Below are 17,643 nucleotides of genomic sequence, written 5' to 3'. Positions count from 1 at the left end.
CCGACGCCCTACCGACGGAACGCACCCGGGGAGACGAGCTTGGTCACGTTGAGGTCCTGGGTGCGAGCGCGTCGCAATGCGGCATCCGTGACCGCGTTGGCGGTGCTCGCGGGCGTGCCCGTCGGCATCGCCGTGCTGCACCAGGGTTTCCCCGTGACCGACCCCGACCTGCGAGCGCGCGAGGTCTGGGTGACCAACGCCGAGGAGCTCCTCGCTGGGCGGCTCAACCGCCAGATCGAGGAGCTCGACGCGGCGGTGGCGACCGCGACGAATGAGATCGACGTGTTGCAGCACGGCGACCACGCGTTCCTCTACGACCCGGGCGTCGGCTCCGTCGAGCGGATCGACCCCTCGTTCACGACGCTCGTGCAGCGCATCGACGTGCCGCCCGCCTCGGAGCTGGCTTACGGCGGCGACGTCATCGCGGTGCTCTCGCCCGAGGGCGAGTTGTGGCGCGTGCCGGCCGCCGCGGACCTGGCTTTCGACTACCGCGGCACCGATCCGATCGCCGAGCTCGGCGGCGACGCCCGGGTGGCCGTGAGCGGCGAGGGGACGATCTTCGCCACCGCACCCGGCGACGGCGAGCTCGTCACGCTGCGCCGCGACGCCGACGACCCGCAGCGTGCCGAGCTGCCGCGCATCGGCCGGCACCAGCTCGCGGCCGTCGGCGAGAAGGCGGTCGTGCTCGACGTCGAGGCCGAGACGGTCGTCGTCGACGGGCGCGAGATCGACCTGCCCGAGCCCGCGCTGCGCATCCAGCAGTCCGGACCGGAGCGCGACCGGGTTGCGCTCGCCACGACGACGGGACTCCTCGACGTGCCGCTCGGCGGCGGCGACATCCGTGTCATCGAGAGCGGCGCTGAGGTCGCCGCGGCGAACGCGAACGAGGTCGCCGCACCCGTTCGACTCGGGTCGTGCCTGCACGGCGCATGGGCGGCGGGCCAGCGGTACCTCGCGGCGTGCGACGACGCCGAACCGCAGCGCGTGCCCATCGACCAGCCGACCGCGGGCTCGCGGCTCGAGTTCCGCGTGAACCGCGACGTGATCGCCCTGAACGACCTGAACAACGGGAACGCCTGGCTCGTCGACTCCGACCTGCGCCTCGTCGACAACTGGGAGGAGGTCACGCCGCCCGAGGAGTCCGACGAACTCGAGGGCGACGAGAAGTCCTCGCAGCAGACGTTCGAGGACACGCTCGCCGAGCGCACGGACCTGAACCGACCGCCGGTCGCCCGCGACGACGACTACGGCGTGCGGCCGGGCCGCACCACGATCCTCGAGGTGCTCGAGAACGACACCGATCCCGACGGCGACGTGCTCACGATCGCGTCGACGTCCGAGGTGCCCGAGTCCGCCGGTCGCCTCGAGCTCATCGACGGCGGGCGCGCGCTGCAGTTCTCGCCGGCCGAGGGCGCCGCGGGCAGCGTGTCGTTCCGGTACGGCGTGAGCGACGGGCGCGGCGGCGTGTCCGAGGCATCCGTGGACGTGCGCGTCGTGCCGGACAGCGAGAACGCCGCGCCCGTCTCGATGCGCTCGGGGGCGATCAGCGTCGAGCAGGGCCGGCAGCTGTCGTACAACGTGCTCGCCGACTGGAACGACCCGGACGGCGACGACCTCTACCTCGTCAACGCCTCGCCCACGGGCGGCGACACCGTGCGGTCGAGCCCCGACGGGTTCGTGACGTTCGAGCACCGCTCGGCCGAGCGCGGCACCAAGGAGGTGCAGTTCACGGTTTCCGACGGCCGAACGACTGCCGCCGGCACGCTCGTCGTCGAGGTGAAGCCGACCGGCACCCTCAACCCGATCGGGACCCCCGACTTCGCGCAGGCGTTCGTCGGCGAGACCGAGCTCGTCGAACCGCTCGCGAACGACCTCTCGCCGTCGGGCGCCGGGCTCGAACTGCTCGGCGTCGTGGATGCCCCGGAGGGGGTCACCGTCACGCCGAACGTCGAGCGCGGCACGATCGCGTTCTCCGCGAACGCGCCCGGCGACTACGTGTTCCTGTACGACCTCGGCGCCGGTGCCGCCGTGAGCAAGGGCCTCGTCCGCGTGCAGGTGGTCGACCCGCCCGGCGAGCCGCCGCCGCCGATCGCGGTGAAGGACACCGCGTACCTCCGCGCGGGCGAGCCGCTCACGGTCCCGGTGCTCGCCAACGACGTGTCGCCGTCCGGCCGCGTGCTCGCGGTGCAGACCGTCGACGACTCCGCCGCCGAGGGGCTCGTGTCGGTCGAGATCCTGACGAACACGGTGCTGCGCATCACGGCGTCGCAGGCGCTCGACGCGCAGCTGCAGGTCGCCTACACGGTCTCCGACGGCGTGAACGCGTCGACCGCGACCGTGACCGTCGTCCCCGTGCCGCCGCTCGTCAAGCACCAGCCGCCGGTCGCCGTCGACGACGGCGCGATCGTACGTGCGGGCGACATCGTCACGGTTCCCGTGCTCGAGAACGACTCCCACCCGGATGCCGCGACCCTGCACGTCCTGCCGGAGCTGGTCGACGTCGAGGTGGGCGACGGCCTCGCCTTCGTCGACGGCGAGACGGTGCGCTTCCAGGCGCCGGAGCAGCCGGGCGCGTACAGCGCCGTGTACACGATCGGCGACGACCACGACCAGACCGCGCGCGCAACCGTGCGCTTCACGGTCGTCGCGAAGGACGCCGGCGAGAACCGCGAGCCCCTGCCGACGCCGCTCACCTCTCGCACGTTCGCGGGGTCCGCGGTCACCGTCGACGTGCCGCTCGACCGGCTCGATCCCGACGGCGACTCGGTGACCCTCACGGGCATCGGCTCGGCGCCGACGCTCGGCCGCATCGTCGAGCGCACGAGCACGTCGTTCACGTACGAGGCGCTCTCCGGCTCGGCGGGCACCGACAGCTTCACGTACGAGGTGCGCGACACGTTCGGCGCGACCGCCGAGGGCACGATCCGCATCGGCGTCATCCCGCGGCCGGTCGTCCAGCTGCCGCCCAAGGCGGTCGACGACACGATCGAGATGAAGCCCGGTCGGACCGCGTCGGTCGAGGTGCTGCTCAACGACTCCGACCCGAGTGGGTACCGGCTGCGCGTCGTCGACCTGCCCGAGGTCGACGACGGCATCGAGGCGGAGATCCGCGACCGCCGCCGCGTCGTCGTGACCGCGCCGCAACAGGAGGCGGCGTACACGATCCGCTACGAGATCTCGAACGGTCGGGGCGGCGCCGACACGGCCTTCCTCCAGGTCGCGGTGACGGATGACGCCGTGATCGAGCCGCCGACCGCGGAGGACCAAGTCATCGAGCCCGAGCAGGTCGTCGACGGCGAGACCGTGACGGTCGATCCGCTGGCGGATGCCACGAACCCGGGCGGCCTCGTCGAGGACCTCGAGGTGTCGCTCGAAGGTCCGAACGCGGGGCGCGCCGAGGTGGCATCCGACGGCACGATCGACGTCGAGCCGGGGCGCGAGCGCTACGCCGTGGCCTACCGCCTGACGAACACGCTCGACGAGCTCTCGGCGACCGCCTTCGTCATCGTGCCGCCCGTGCCCTCCGGCGACGACACCGTGGAGGAGACCCAGCGCCCCAAGACGCCCGAGGAACTCCTCGCCGAGGAGAAGGCGAAGTTCCCGGCTCCGTACCTCAAGGAGCTCGGCGAGATCGTCGTGCCCATGAACGGACGCATCAGCTGGAACGTCGACGACCTCGTCGTGGTGCCGTCGGGGAGCCCGGCGACGATCCTGTCGGCCTCGGCGACGAACTCGGGCGAGGCGCCGTTCGTCAGCGGCACCGCGCTGCAGTTCGTGCCCGCGTCCGACTATCGCGGGCCGGCCTCAGTCACCTTCGAGGTCACCGACGGCACGGGCGCCGACGACCCGGTCGGGCGCAACGCGATCCTCACGATCCCGATCACGGTCGGCGACCCGAACTTCAACGACGCGCCGCCGGCGTTCACCCCGCGCAGCGAGACGATCGAGGCGGGCGAGGCGCCGCTCAGCGTCGACCTGCGCTCGTCCACCGACCACCCGAACCCCGACAACATCGACCGCGTCTCGTACCAGAACCTCTCCGGCGCGAGCGCCGACATCCGGGCCGAGCTCGTCGAGGGGTCGATCCTGCGGTTGTCGTCGTCGCTCGGCGTGCAGCCGGGCGCCAAGGCCAGGATCGCGTTCGACGTGGTGTTCAACGAGTTCCGGGTGCCGGGGTACATCGACGTCGCGGTCGTGTCGTCGACGCGCGCGATGCCGCAGGCGAACGACGACGGACCGGTCGAGATGGTGCGCAGCGAGACCCGCACGATCGACGTGCTCGCGAACGACTTCAACCCGTTCGCCCCGGATTCGCCGTTGCGGATCGTGTCGGCGCAGATCGACCAGGCGGATGTCGGCGCGAACGCGACCGCGAGCCACACCGCCTCCGACGTGACCGTCCGCACGGGCGCGGGCTTCACGGGCACGCTGAGCGTGATCTACCGCATCCAGGACGGCACCCGGGATCCGGCCCGCGAGACGCAGGGCCGCGTGACCGTCGTCGTCCGCGACAAGCCCGACCGGCCGGCTGCGCCGGCGATCGTCTCGTCCGGCGATGGGACCGTGACCATCCGCTGGGCGGCGCCGGCGAACAACAACTCGCCGATCGACGCCTACGAGGTCGACGTGAACGGGGCGAAGCGCTCGTTCGCGCCCGGCGATGCCGGCCGCAACCAGCAGATCGGCAACCTCGCCAACGGAACGGCCTACCGGTTCATGGTGCGTGCCCACAACGGCAAGGGGTGGAGCGAGTGGTCTCCGCTGTCGGCGTCGGCCACGCCGTATGGCACGCCGACGGCCGTCCGCAACCTGAACGCCCAGGTCAACGGGAACGCGCCGACCAGCGTCGACGTGACCTGGTCGGCGCCGAGCGACACCGGCGGCGGCAGCGTGCGGTACGAGGTGCGGCTCGACTCCGGCAGCTGGGTGAATTCGGGCACCGACCGCGCGCACCGCTTCACCGGTGTCGGCGCCGGCAGCCACACCGTGCACGTCCGGGCCGTGAACGTCGGCAGCGACAGGACCGGCCCCGCCGACTCGAGGAACTTCTCGGTGCAGAACCCGCCGCCGCCTCAGCCGTCGGCGCGCATCTGCAAGGGCACCGTGAGCGGCGGCGGCCACGCCGTCGTCGTCCGGTACCAGAACTTCACCAACGGCGGCCACCGCATGTACACCTCGCTGAACGGCGACTCGAGCGCCTTCTACAAGGAGACCTTCGACATCGGCGGCGACGGCAGCCAGCGCCTGCAGAACTGGCTCGGCATCCGCAACGACTCGCAGATCTGGGTCGCGATCGAGGGCCCGACCAGCATCTCGCGCACCAACATCATCTCCGGCAGCCAGTGGAACAACCTGTCGCCCGGACAGTGCAGCTGACACGAACGAATCGAAACGAGAGAGACGACACCCGCATGACCGTGACCCAAGACCAGGCCCTGTGGTTCCAGGACGCCTTCTCGAAGCTCGTCGACAACGTCGACCGCGCGATCCTCGGCAAGCGCCATGTCATCGAGCTCGTCGTGACCGCGATGCTCTCGGACGGGCACGTGCTGCTGGAGGACTTCCCGGGCACGGGCAAGACCGTGCTCGCGAAGGCGCTCGCGAACACGCTCGACGGCACGCACTCTCGCATCCAGTTCACGCCCGACCTGCTGCCGTCGGATGTCACGGGCGTGACCATCTACGACCAGGGCAAGGGGCGGTTCGAGTTCCACCGTGGGCCGATCTTCGCCTCGATCGTGCTCGCCGACGAGATCAACCGCGCGAGCCCGAAGACCCAGTCCGCGCTCCTCGAGGTCATGGAGGAGGGGCGCGTCACGGTCGACGGCGTGAGCTACGAGGTCGGCAGCCCGTTCATGGTGATCGCGACGCAGAACCCCGTCGAGCAGGCCGGCACCTACTCGCTGCCCGAGGCGCAGCTCGACCGCTTCCTCGTCAAGACCTCGCTCGGCTACCCCGACCACGACACCGCCGTCACGCTGTTGCTCGACTCGGCGAACCGCGCCCGCGCCTCCAAGGTCTCGCCCATCATCGCCTCGAGCTCGGTGACGACCATGGCGCACCTCGCCTCCGAGGTGCATGTCGACGCCGCCGTGCTGTCGTACCTCAACCAGATCGTCTCGGCCACGCGCGACCACCGCGACTCGGCGCTCGGGGTCAGCATGCGCGGCGCGCTCGCCCTCGCCCGCACGGCGAAGACCTGGGCGATCTCCCGCGGCCGCACCTACGTCACGCCCGACGACGTGCGCGAGCTCGCCGCACCGGTGCTCGCGCACCGCATCATCGTCGACCCCGAGTCGGAGTTCGCGGGCGTGACCGCGGAGGACATCGTCTCCGGGGTCGTCGCCGACGTCGCGCCGCCGGCCTACCGGGCGGCATGACGGCCGGATCCGGCGCGCCCCCGGGACCGAAGGTCCCGTCGCAGGCGCGCATCGCACTGCGATCCGTGCGACGCTCGGCCGCGGCATCCGTCGCCTCGAACGCCGCACGTGTGCGCCGGCTCGGTGCCCGCGTCGCCGCGTTCGCCGCACCCGTCACCGACGTGATCTCGCCGACCGGACGGCTCGCGCTCGCCGCCGCTGCGGCGTCGTTCGCCACCGCGTGGGGGCTGGGCTGGATCGAGCTCGCCTTCGTCGGCGCGACGCTGCTCGCGGCGCTGCTCGTCGCGATTCCCTTCGTGTTCGGCCGCGTGCGGTACCGCGTCGAGATCGAGCTGCAACCGCATCGCGTCGTCGCGGGGGAGCGCGCGCTCGGGAGGCTCGCGGTGCGGAACACCGGCGAGACGCCATCCGTGCCGACGCTGTTGGAACTGCCCGTCGGCACGGGACTCGCCGAGTTCGTGATTCCCGCGATCGCGCCCGGCGGCGAGCACGAGGAGCTGTTCGCCGTGCCGACGCAGCGGCGCGCCGTGATCACGGCCGGCCCCGCGGCATCCGTTCGCGGCGACCAGCTCGGGCTGCTGCGTCGCGAGGTGCGCTGGACCGACCCCGTCGAGCTGTTCGTGCACCCCGTCACCGCCCGGCTGAAGCCCTCGGCCGCCGGGCTCGTGCGCGACCTCGAGGGCGAGGTCACGAAGACCATCACGAACAACGACATCTCCTTCCACGCCCTGCGCGCCTACGAGCCCGGCGACGCGCTGCGGAACGTGCACTGGCGCACGTCGGCGCGCACCGGGCAGCTCATGGTCCGGCAGTACGAGGAGACGCGCCGCTCGCAGCTGCTGCTCGTGCACGCGACGCGTGCCGTCCACTACGCCTCCGAGGCGGAGTTCGAGCTCGCGGTGTCGGTGCTCGCCTCGCTCGGGGTGCAGGTGATCCGGGACGCCACGCGGCTCGCGGTCGCGACCGACCGGTTCCGGCTGACCACCGCCACGCCGACGGCCCTGCTCGACGACACGAGCCGGATCGAGCCGTGCGGCGACGCGGCGACTCCCGGCGCCTCGACCGTCGAGCGGGCGCCCGCCGCGTCGGTACGCGACCTCGTGCGCGAGGCCGCGCGACGCATCCCCGCCCCGAGCGTCGTCATCGTCGTCGCCGGATCGCGCACCCCGGTCGCGGAGTTCCGAGCGGTCGAGCCCGTGTTCGGCTCCGATACGCAGGTCGTCGCGTTCCGCGCCGACCTCGGTGCCGCGTCGCGCATCGCCCGGGTGGGGGAGTCCACGGTCGTCACCGTCGGCGCGCTCGACGAGCTCTCGCGACTCGTGCGGAGGGTGCGCCCGTGACCCGCCTGCCCCGCCCCGCGCTCGCCGACCTCGGCGTCCTGTCATTGCTGTCGCTGCTCGGCGTCCTCGGCTACCAGACCAGTTTCGGGGGACTCGACTTCCTCGCGGCGGCCGTCGCCGGCATCGTGGTCGGCACGCTGGCCGCCGTGGCCGGCACGGTACTGCGACTCGGCGTCGTCACGACCGTGCTGCTCGGCGTCGTGCTCTACTTCCTCGTCGGCACGCCGTTCGTCATGCCGGATGCCGCGGGGTTCGGCGTGCTGCCCTCGCTCACCGCGCTCGCGGGCCTCGCGATCGGGGCGGTGCACGGCTGGGCCGACATCCTCACCATCCAGGCGCCCGTGGAGGCGCCCGCGTACGTCGCAGTCGTGCCCTATGCGGCCGCGACCGTCGTCTCGCTGGCGGGCGGCCTGCTCGTGCTCCGCTGGCTACCGGAGAAGCGCACCCCCCTGCGGGCCGCCGTGGTGCTCATCGGGCCCGTGCTCCTCATGCTGTCGGGAATCCTGCTCGGCACCGACGAGTCCTTCCTCGCCGCCGTGCGCGGGGTCGCGTTCGCCGCGATCGCGCTCACCTGGATCGCCTGGCGTCGCGGCGCGACGGTCGAGGCGTCCGGCGACGGCGCTGCTCGGCTGCGCCGCCGGCGGCTCACGGGCTCGGCGGCGGTGGTCGCCGGCGCGGTCGCGCTCGGCGCCGTCGCCGGGCTCGCGGTGGCGCCGATCTCGCCCGACCGCTTCGTGCTGCGCGACCGGGTCGTGCCGCCGTTCGACCCGCTCGAGTTCCCGAGCCCGCTCGCGGGATATCGCACCTACACGAAGGACCTCGCCGAGGAGCCGCTCTTCCGCGTGGCGGGCCTCGAGCCGGGCGACACGCTCCGCCTCGCGGCCATGGATTCGTACACCGGCCGCCTCTGGAACGTCGCCGGACCCGACGAGGCCGCGGCCGACGGCGGGTACTCGATCGTCGGCTCCACGCTGCCCGCGCCTGCGCTCGCCGACCTCGGCAGCGCCCGGATCGTCGAGGTCGAGGTGCTGGGCTACGACGACGTGTGGCTCCCCACGGTGGGATACGGCTCCGGGCTCGAGCTGCTCGATGAGGGGACGGCCTCGCGCGGCGGCGACCTGCGCTACAACGCCGCGGCCGGCACCGCCGTGTTGACGACGGGGGTCGGGGCGGGTGCGCACTACCGGCTCGAGTCGCGCATCCAGCGGGAGCCCGACGACACGGCGCTCATCGACGTGCCCGTCGCGCGGCTCGACCTGCCCGTCGTCGAGAACCTGCCCGACGTCGTGGCCGCGAAGGCCGAGGAGTATGCCGGCGACGCGACGAGCCCCGTCGAGCAGCTGCGCGCGATCGAGCGCGGCCTCAAGACGAACGGCTTCCTCAGCCACGGCCTGGCCAGCGACGCCGTGCCCTCGCGCGCCGGCCACGGTGCCGACCGGCTCATCGAGCTCTTCACGCGGACGCAGATGGTCGGCGACGAGGAGCAGTACGCCGCCGCGATGGCGCTCATGGTGCGACACCTCGGCCACCCGGCGCGCGTCGTCATGGGGTACGCCCCCGAGGTGACCGAGGGCGACGACGAGGTCGAGGTCGTCGGAGCCGACGTGACCGCGTGGGTCGAGGTGCCGTTCGAGGGCGTCGGCTGGGTGTCGTTCCGGCCCACGCCCGACAACCTCGACGTGCCGCAGGAGCAGACGCCGAAGCCGAGATCCGAGCCGCAGCCGCAGGTGCGCCAGCCGCCGCGCGCCGAGCAGGCCGAGGACGAGCTGCTGACGACCGTCGAGATCGACGACACCGACGACGAGGACCGCGACCGCCCGTTCCAGCTCCCCGCGTGGGCGTGGATCGCGATCGCGAGCGTCGGCATCCCCGCGGCCGCGCTGCTGCTGCCGATGCTGATCGTCGCGCTCGCCAAGCGCCGGCGCCGCCGCATCCGTCGCCGCGGCACCGCCGATCGCCGAGCGGCGGGCGCGTGGGAGGAACTCGTCGACCGCTACGCCGAACTCGGCTTCGAGCCGCCAGAGCGCGCGTCGCGACTGCAGACGGCGCGCGAGCTCGAGCGCCAGCTCGACGAGCAGGGCCTCGGCGGGGTGCGCCTGGCCGACGGCGGCGTGCGGCTCGCCTCGATCGCCGCGACGGTCGACCGTGACGTGTTCGGCGGCGGCGACCTCGACGGCGACGCGGTCGAGCGAAGATGGTCCGAAGCGGATGCCGCGTCGGCGTCCGTGTCGGCGGCGGTCGGCCGCCTGCGCCGGCTCGTCGCCCGGTACCGGCTGCGACGCCGACGCTGACGGTGGTTAAGGTGGGGGCGTGAGCGACTTCATCGTGCCCCCGCCGGGACTCGTGCCCGACGCGCCGCAGCCGGCCGAGCCCGAGCGCACGGTGCGGGTGCCCGATCGCGTCCCGGAGTTCCGGCCGGCGACTCCCGTGGTGCCGCCGGTGCCCTCCGTGCCGCCGAGTGCGGCCGGTGTCCCGCACGTCCGCCGACCGGGTCCGAGGACCGCGTGGCGCCTCCGTTCGGAGGGCGGCGACGGCTTCACCGTGTCCGGACGCGTGGTCGTCGGCCGAGATCCCCGGGCAGCGGATGCCGCGGCAGGAGCGCGCCCCGTCGCACTCGACGATCCGGCACGGTCGCTGTCGAAGACCCATGCGCTGCTCGAGGTCGTGGACGACCGCTTGCTGGCCACCGACCTGGGTTCGACGAACGGCGTCCGGATCTGGCCCGAGGGCGAGGATCCCATCGAACTCGAATCGGGCCGGCCCACCTCGGTGCCCGAAGGAGCGGTCCTCCTGCTGGGCGACGTCGCCCTCCTGGTGGACCGAGCGCCCGATGCGACGGTGTAATCTGAGGACCGTGCGCGTGCCGTTCCTCCTCCTTCGGTGCCGCGACGGGGCCTAGTTCGTCCGGCCGCCCCCGTCGCGGAGTCCGTCGTCGGCTGACCCCCCACGATCCGAGAGAGACGTTCATCGATGAATCCGCCCACTGAGACGCAAGCCCGCCCGCGCACCCTGGCCGAGAAGGTCTGGGAGTCGCACCTCGTCGCGAAGGGCGCGGACGGCACCCCCGACCTCATCTACATCGACCTGCACCTGGTCCACGAGGTCACGAGCCCGCAGGCGTTCGACGGCCTGCGCATGGCGGGGCGCCCCGTCCGCCGGCCCGACCTCACGATCGCGACGGAAGACCACAACACCCCGACGCTGAACATCGACCGGCCGATCGCCGACCCGACCAGCCGCACGCAGATCGAGACGCTCCGCCGCAACGCCGAGGAGTTCGGCATCCGCCTGCACTCGCTCGGCGACGTCGAGCAGGGCATCGTCCACGTCGTCGGGCCGCAGCTGGGACTCACCATGCCCGGCATCACGGTCGTGTGCGGCGACAGCCACACCTCCACGCACGGCGCGTTCGGCGCGATGGCCTTCGGCATCGGCACGAGCGAGGTCGAGCACGTGCTCGCGACCCAGACCCTGCCGCTCAAGCCGTTCAAGACCATGGCGATCAACGTCGAGGGCACGCTCCGCCCGGGCGTCACCGCGAAGGACATCATCCTCGCCGTGATCGCGAAGATCGGCACCGGCGGCGGGCAGGGCTACGTGCTCGAGTACCGCGGCAGCGCCATCCGCTCGCTGTCGATGGACGGCCGCATGACGATCTGCAACATGTCGATCGAGGCGGGCGCACGCGCCGGCATGGTCGCACCCGACGAGACCACCTTCGAGTACCTGAAGGGCCGGCCCCACGCCCCGCGCGGCGCCGACTGGGACGACGCGGTCGCCTACTGGACGACCCTGCCCTCCGACGAGGGAGCGACCTTCGACGCCGAGGTCTTCATCGACGCCGACGCGCTCGAGCCCTTCGTCACCTGGGGCACGAACCCCGGTCAGGGCGTGTCCCTCAGCGACGTCGTGCCCGACCCGGCCGCGATCGACGACCAGCACGAGCGCGCCGCCGCCGAGCGTGCGCTCGAGTACATGGACCTCGAGCCCGGGACGCCCCTCAAGCAGGTTCCCGTCGACGCGGTCTTCATGGGCTCCTGCACGAACAGCCGCATCGAAGACCTGCGAGCGTTCGCGTCGATCATCAAGGGCCGGAGGAAGGCCGACGGCGTGCGCGTCATGGTCGTGCCCGGCTCCGCGCGCGTCCGGCTCGAGGCCGAGGCCGAGGGCCTCGACAAGGTGTTCGAGGAGTTCGGCGCCGAGTGGCGCTTCGCGGGCTGCTCGATGTGCCTCGGCATGAACCCCGACCAGCTCGCACCCGGCGAGCGGTGCGCGTCCACGTCGAACCGCAACTTCGAGGGCCGGCAGGGCAAGGGCGGGCGCACGCACCTCGTCTCGCCGCTCGTCGCGGCGGCGACCGCCGTGCGCGGCACGCTGTCGAGCCCGTGGGATCTCGAGCAGGGCGGACCGGCAGGTCGCGATACGGCCGTTCCGGCCTACTCGACCACCGGCGGGGAGGGGAACTGACCATGCAGAAGTTCAGCACCGTCACCGGCGTCGCCGCGCCGATGCGCCGATCGAACGTCGACACCGACCAGATCATCCCGGCCGTCTTCCTGAAGCGCGTCACCAAGACCGGGTTCGAGGACGCCCTGTTCCACGCCTGGCGACAGGACCCCGCCTTCGTGCTCAACGACCCCGCCTACCAGGGTGCGTCGATCCTGGTCGCCGGACCCGACTTCGGCACGGGCTCCAGCCGCGAGCACGCCGTGTGGGCGCTGCGCGACTTCGGCTTCGACGTCGTGATCTCCAGCCGATTCGGAGACATCTTCCGCGGCAACGCCGGCAAGCAGGGCCTCCTCGCCGCACAGGTCGCCTACGAGGACGTCGAGCGGCTGTGGGAGGCGATCGAACGTCAGCCGGGAATAGCCGCGACCGTCGATCTGGTTGAGCGTACGGTGAGCATCGGCTCGCTCACAGTTCCGTTCGACATCGATGACTACACTCGGTGGAGGCTTCTCGAGGGGCTCGACGACATCGGGCTCACCCTTCGGGACGAGCAGGCCATCGCCGACTTCGAGTCGACTCGAGCGGCGTGGCGGCCGACAACGCTCCCCATCCGGGAGCCGGCAGAGACAGGGAACTGAGTGAACACACTCGTGGATGACGCGAAGCAGCACGGAACGGCGGTGGGCCTCCCGGTCGACCGCATCACGATCAACGGTGGCAAGCCGCTCCGGGGCCGGATCGAACTGAAGGGTGCGAAGAACCTCGTCACCAAGGCGATGGTGGCAGCGATCCTCGGCGACACGCCCAGCGTGCTGAAGGACGTGCCGAACATCAGCGACGTGCGCATCGTGCGCGGGCTGCTCGAAGTGCACGGCGTGACCGTCACCGAGGGCGTGGACGAGGGCGACCTCGTGCTCGACCCGTCCGCGGTCGAGACGGCGCACATGGCCGAGGTCGACGCGCACGCCGGCTCCAGCCGCATCCCGATCCTGTTCTGCGGGCCGTTGCTCCACCGGCTCGGCGAGGCGTTCATCCCCGACCTCGGCGGCTGCCGCATCGGCGACCGCCCGATCGACTACCACCTCGAGGTGCTGCGCAACTTCGGCGCCATCATCGAGAAGCTCCCGAGCGGCATCCGGATGTCGGCCCCCAACGGGCTGCACGGCGCCAAGGTGTCGCTGCCGTACCCGAGCGTGGGTGCGACCGAGCAGGTGCTGCTCACCGCGGTGCTCGCCGACGGCATCACCGAGCTGTCGGGAGCCGCGATCGAGCCCGAGATCATGGACCTCATCAACATCCTGCAGAAGATGGGCGCCATCATCTCGGTCGACACCGACCGCGTCATCCGCATCGAGGGCGTCGCGAAGCTGCAGGGCTACACGCACCGCGCGCTCTTCGACCGCAACGAAGCGGCCAGCTGGGCCGCTGCGGCGCTCGCCACCGAGGGCGACATCTTCGTCGGCGGGGCGCGCCAGGCCGAGATGCTCATGTTCCTCAACGTGTTCCGCAAGGTCGGCGGCGACTTCCAGATCGAGGACGACGGCATCCGCTTCTTCCACCCCGGCGGTGAGCTGAAGCCCGTGATCATCGAGACCGACGTTCACCCGGGCTTCATGACCGATTGGCAGCAGCCGCTGGTCGTCGCCCTCACGAAGGCCAAGGGCGTCTCCATCGTGCACGAGACCGTGTACGAGCAGCGCTTCGGCTTCGTCGACGCGCTCGTCGAGATGGGCGCCTCGATCGAGGTGCACAAGGAGTGCCTCGGCGGTCGTCCGTGCCGGTTCGGCCAGCGCAACTTCAAGCACTCCGCGGTGATCTCGGGGCCGGCGCAGCTGCACGGCGCCGACATCGAGGTGCCCGACCTGCGTGGCGGGTTCAGCCACCTCATCGCGGCGCTCACGGCCGAGGGTCGCTCGACGGTGTCGAACGTCGGCATCATCGCGCGCGGCTACGAGAACTTCATCACCAAGCTCGAGCTGCTCGGGGCGGACTTCACGCTCGAAGGATAATGGGTCAGTGCCACACCGAGACCCGTCATCCGCGCCGGCCGAGAAGCCCGGCTCCGAGAAGCGTCGACCATCGTTCTTCTGGTTCCTCGCCGTCCTGGTCCTCCCGCTGTGGAGCCTCGGCGTGAAGTACCGCTTCCATCACGGCGAGCGGATGCCGCAGTCGGGCGCCCTCGTGCTGTCGCCGAACCACTACAGCGAGGTCGACCCGCTCGTGATGGGCGTCGCCGCATGGCACCTCGGCCGCGCACCCCGGTTCCTGGCGAAGGCGTCGCTGTTCAAGAACCCCGTCCTCGGCTGGCTGCTGCGCACGTCGGGTCAGATCCCGGTCGAGCGTGCCGGGAGCCAGAGCCACGCGGCGATCCGCGCCGCCGAACAGCTCGTCGAGAAGGGCCGCATGGTCATCGTGTACCCCGAGGGCTCGCTCACGCGCGACCCCGACCTGTGGCCCATGCGCGGCAAGACCGGGGCGGTGCGCATCGCCCTCGAACGGGGCATCCCGCTCGTTCCCGCGGCCCACTGGGGCACGCAGGCCATCCTGCCGCGCTACGGCAAGAAGCTCAGCCTGTTCCCCCGCAAGACCGTCGACGTGATCATCGGCGAGCCGCTCGACCTGTCCGCGTACCGCGACAAGCCGCTCGACCCGGCGAACCTCACTGCGGCGACGAACGACCTCATGAACGCGATCGCGGCGCTGCTCGGCGAAGTTCGCGGCGAGACGCCGCCCGCCGCGCGATGGGATCCGGCCAAGCACGGCCAGAAGGAGACGGGACGCCTTGAAGGCTAGGACGCCGCGCCGCGGCCCGGGCAAGCGCGTGGCCGTGCTCGGCGCCGGGAGCTGGGGCACCACGTTCGCGAAGATCCTCGCCGACGGCGGGGCCGATGTCGTGCTGTGGGCGCGTCGACCCGAGCTCGCGCGCGAGATCCAGGAGGGCAAGCGCAACAGCGACTACCTCCCGGGCGTGAACCTGCCGATCGGGCTCCGCGCGACGAGCCGGCTCGACCTCGCACTCGCGGGCGCCGAGCAGGTGTACGTGTGCGTGCCGAGCCAGACGCTCCGCCAGAACCTCATCGCGGCCGAGCCGCACCTGCACGCCGAGGCGATCGTCGTCTCGCTCATGAAGGGTGTCGAGAAGTCGACCGGGCACCGCATGAGCGAGGTCATCGCCGAGGTGCTGCCCATCGCCGAGTCGAAGATCGCGGTGATCTCCGGCCCGAACCTCGCGCTCGAGATCGCGAAGGAGCAGCCGACGGCGGCCGTGGTGTCATCGGCGAGCCTCGAGACGGCGCAGGCCGTGGCATCCGTCGCCCGCAACACGTACTTCCACTCGTTCGTGAACACCGACGTGATCGGCACGGAGTTCGGAGGCGTGCTCAAGAACCTCATCGCCGTCGCGATCGGCATCGTCGACGGCGCCGGGTACGGCGAGAACACGAAGGCGTCGATCATCACGCGCGGGCTCGTCGAGATGACCGACTTCGCGGTGGCGTACGGCGCGCACCCCGACACGCTCTCCGGCCTCGCGGGCCTCGGCGATCTCATCGCGACCTGCCAGTCGCCGCTGTCGCGCAACAACACCGCCGGGCGCCTGCTCGGCCAGGGCTACAAGCTGCCCGAGGTCGTGAACCAGATGCAGCAGACCACCGAGGGGCTCGCATCGGTCGGGCCGATCCTCGAACTCGCGGGGGCGAAGGGCGTGGAGATGCCCATCGTCGAACAGGTCCGGCAGGTGCTCGCCGGCACGCTCGCACCGAAGGACATCGCGCCGCACCTCACGACCGACGACGAGCCCCAGGGCGAAAGGACGATGGATGGACAAGCTCAGGGTGGTTCTGCTCTTCGGCGGGCGCTCCAGCGAGCACTCGATCAGTTGCGCGACGGCGGCCGGGGTGCTCGGGGCGATCGACCGTGACCGCTACGAGCTGATCCCGGTCGGCGTCACGCGCGACGGCGCGTTCGTGCTCGAGGCCGACGACCCGGAGCGGTTCGCGCTCGACCCCGAGCGGTTGCCCGAGGTGCACGACAACGGCACGCGCGTGCGCTGGCCCGACAGCTCGGCGAGCCGCGAACTGCGCGTGACCACCGCGAGCGGCGAGGAGGCCTCGCTCGGCGACATCGACCTGGTGTTCCCGATCCTGCACGGCCCGTTCGGCGAGGACGGCACCATCCAGGGGCTGTTCGAGCTGCTCGGCCTGCCGTACGTCGGTTCGGGCGTGCTCGCCAGTGCGCTCGGCATGCACAAGCACTTCACGAAGACGGCGCTCGCGGCGGCCGGCATTCCGGTCGCGCCGTGGCGCACGGTCACGGCGCGGGAGTGGGCCGACGACGCGGCGCAGGTGCGCGACGATGCCGCGGCGCTCGGGCTGCCGCAGTTCGTCAAGCCCGCCCGCGCGGGGTCGAGCGTCGGCGTGAGCAAGGTGACGGATGCCGCGCAGCTCGACGCGGCGCTCGAGACCGCGTTCGCCGAGGACGACACCGTGCTCATCGAGGCGGCGATGGTCGGTCGCGAGGTCGAGATCGGCGTGCTCGGCGGCGCACCGGGCGAGCGCCCGCGCGCGTCGGTCGCGGGCGAGATCGTGCTCACGGGCGACGGCTTCTACGACTTCGCGGCGAAGTACCTCGACGCGCCGGGCGTCGACCTCGTGTGCCCGGCCGAGCTCGGCGACGGGAGGCTCGACGAGATGCGCGACCTCGCGACCCGCGCCTTCGAGGCGATCGGTGCCGAGGGCCTCGCACGGGTCGACTTCTTCCTCACCGACGACGGGTTCGTGGTGAACGAGCTCAACACCATGCCGGGCTTCACGCCGATCTCCATGTTCCCGCGCTGCTGGCAGGAGACGGGCGTGACGTACCCCGAGCTCATCGACGAGCTGATCCGCGTGGGCCTCGCGCGCGGCGTCCGCCTGGGTTGAGGGGCCGGGCGGGCCGCGCCGGAACGGCCCGTCAGCCCTCGGGGATCAACTCCTCGAGGTCGGTGCACCCGCCCTCGGCCCCGATGACCGAGACCGCAGGCGAGAGGTCGGCGATGACGGTCGTGCCGGAGACGACGTCGTTGTCGACCACGACCTCGACCGCCGGCATTCGCCCGTAGGTGGTGAATCGGTAGCGGGGCGCGTCGGACTCGTCGATGATCCAGTCCACCTCGTCGACGCTGACGCAGCGCAGCGTCGTGGGCCCGGGCGGCTCGACGCCGCAGCGCAAGAGCACCGAGGCGGGCGTGCCCCATGCGCCGGTGCCCTGCGCGTCGGTCTCGCGGGCCTCCTGACCGGCGACGACGTCGGGCAGTCGGACGACCACGGCGGCGCAGTCGGGGTCGGCGGCGTCGGGCGCCGGCTCGAACGGCACGGGCCGGCTGCACGCGGCCAGGAGTGGCAGGGCGACGACGGCGACGGATGCCGCGGCGACGAGCCTCGGCAGGGTGCGCCTCGGGCGGCGGGGGCGGGGAGCGGGCATCGCCATCAGGCTAC

Annotated in this window: 12 protein-coding genes; 11 read left to right on the top strand and 1 reads right to left on the bottom strand. The window is 71.9% G+C overall.

Annotation, left to right across the window (positions count from 1 at the left end; genetic code table 11):
- Positions 1-87: 87 nt before the first annotated feature.
- The 11 genes from ACULK4_RS11145 (at position 88) to ACULK4_RS11095 (ending at position 17,088) form a co-directional block, all read left to right on the top strand.
- A complete protein-coding gene (locus tag ACULK4_RS11145; protein ID WP_445964489.1) occupies positions 88-5,376 on the top strand; it encodes an Ig-like domain-containing protein in 5,289 nt (1,762 codons plus the stop codon).
- A gap of 35 nt (positions 5,377-5,411) precedes the next feature.
- Entirely contained in the window at positions 5,412-6,380 is a 969-nt protein-coding gene (locus ACULK4_RS11140; RefSeq protein ID WP_445964488.1) for an AAA family ATPase, read from the top strand.
- A 65-nt stretch (positions 6,381-6,445) separates the two neighbouring features.
- Positions 6,446-7,720 carry a DUF58 domain-containing protein gene (locus tag ACULK4_RS11135; protein ID WP_445964487.1) on the top strand — a complete coding sequence of 425 codons (1,275 nt, stop codon included), beginning with the start codon at positions 6,446-6,448 and terminating at the stop codon, positions 7,718-7,720.
- The gene (locus tag ACULK4_RS11130) at positions 7,717-10,011 is read left to right on the top strand and encodes a transglutaminase-like domain-containing protein (protein ID WP_445964486.1); all 2,295 of its coding nucleotides are present in this window, start codon (positions 7,717-7,719) and stop codon (positions 10,009-10,011) included. Before ACULK4_RS11135 ends, ACULK4_RS11130 begins: the two co-directional genes overlap by 4 nt.
- 19 nt (positions 10,012-10,030) lie before the next feature.
- A complete protein-coding gene (locus ACULK4_RS11125; RefSeq protein WP_445964485.1) occupies positions 10,031-10,564 on the top strand; it encodes an FHA domain-containing protein in 534 nt (177 codons plus the stop codon).
- A 126-nt stretch (positions 10,565-10,690) separates the two neighbouring features.
- Positions 10,691-12,187 (top strand): 3-isopropylmalate dehydratase large subunit, encoded by a 1,497-nt coding sequence (gene leuC, locus ACULK4_RS11120; protein WP_445964484.1) that lies wholly within the window; start codon positions 10,691-10,693, stop codon positions 12,185-12,187.
- A 2-nt stretch (positions 12,188-12,189) separates the two neighbouring features.
- The gene (gene leuD, locus ACULK4_RS11115; RefSeq protein WP_445964483.1) at positions 12,190-12,807 is read left to right on the top strand and encodes a 3-isopropylmalate dehydratase small subunit; all 618 of its coding nucleotides are present in this window, start codon (positions 12,190-12,192) and stop codon (positions 12,805-12,807) included.
- Positions 12,808-14,178, top strand: a complete 1,371-nt coding sequence (gene murA, locus ACULK4_RS11110) for a UDP-N-acetylglucosamine 1-carboxyvinyltransferase (RefSeq protein WP_445964482.1) — start codon at positions 12,808-12,810, stop codon at positions 14,176-14,178.
- A 7-nt stretch (positions 14,179-14,185) separates the two neighbouring features.
- Positions 14,186-14,962 (top strand): lysophospholipid acyltransferase family protein, encoded by a 777-nt coding sequence (locus tag ACULK4_RS11105; RefSeq protein ID WP_445964481.1) that lies wholly within the window; start codon positions 14,186-14,188, stop codon positions 14,960-14,962.
- Entirely contained in the window at positions 14,952-16,088 is a 1,137-nt protein-coding gene (locus tag ACULK4_RS11100) for an NAD(P)H-dependent glycerol-3-phosphate dehydrogenase (RefSeq protein WP_445964480.1), read from the top strand. Before ACULK4_RS11105 ends, ACULK4_RS11100 begins: the two co-directional genes overlap by 11 nt.
- Positions 15,988-17,088 (top strand): D-alanine--D-alanine ligase family protein, encoded by a 1,101-nt coding sequence (locus ACULK4_RS11095; protein ID WP_445964479.1) that lies wholly within the window; start codon positions 15,988-15,990, stop codon positions 17,086-17,088. Before ACULK4_RS11100 ends, ACULK4_RS11095 begins: the two co-directional genes overlap by 101 nt.
- Positions 17,089-17,119: 31 nt before the next feature.
- Here the strand turns inward: ACULK4_RS11095 and ACULK4_RS11090 are convergent, their stop codons facing one another.
- Positions 17,120-17,629: a DUF3515 family protein gene (locus ACULK4_RS11090; protein ID WP_445964478.1), complete on the bottom strand. Its 510-nt coding sequence runs from the start codon at positions 17,627-17,629 to the stop codon at positions 17,120-17,122.
- Positions 17,630-17,643 lie beyond the last annotated feature (14 nt).

This window comes from Agromyces selenitireducens (genome assembly GCF_052748465.2).
The sequence above is the reverse complement of the archived record's forward strand: the minus strand, read 5'-3'. Positions and strand labels throughout refer to the sequence as shown.

Excerpts from the sequence above, each read along its gene's own strand:
- ACULK4_RS11140 (WP_445964488.1), top strand. The coding sequence starts at position 5,412 with ATGACCGTGACCCAAGACCAGGCCCTGTGGTTCCAGGACGCCTTCTCG.
- leuC (WP_445964484.1), top strand. The coding sequence starts at position 10,691 with ATGAATCCGCCCACTGAGACGCAAGCCCGCCCGCGCACCCTGGCCGAG.
- leuD (WP_445964483.1), top strand. The coding sequence starts at position 12,190 with ATGCAGAAGTTCAGCACCGTCACCGGCGTCGCCGCGCCGATGCGCCGA.
- ACULK4_RS11095 (WP_445964479.1), top strand. The coding sequence starts at position 15,988 with ATGGACAAGCTCAGGGTGGTTCTGCTCTTCGGCGGGCGCTCCAGCGAG.
- ACULK4_RS11090 (WP_445964478.1), bottom strand. The coding sequence starts at position 17,629 with ATGCCCGCTCCCCGCCCCCGCCGCCCGAGGCGCACCCTGCCGAGGCTC.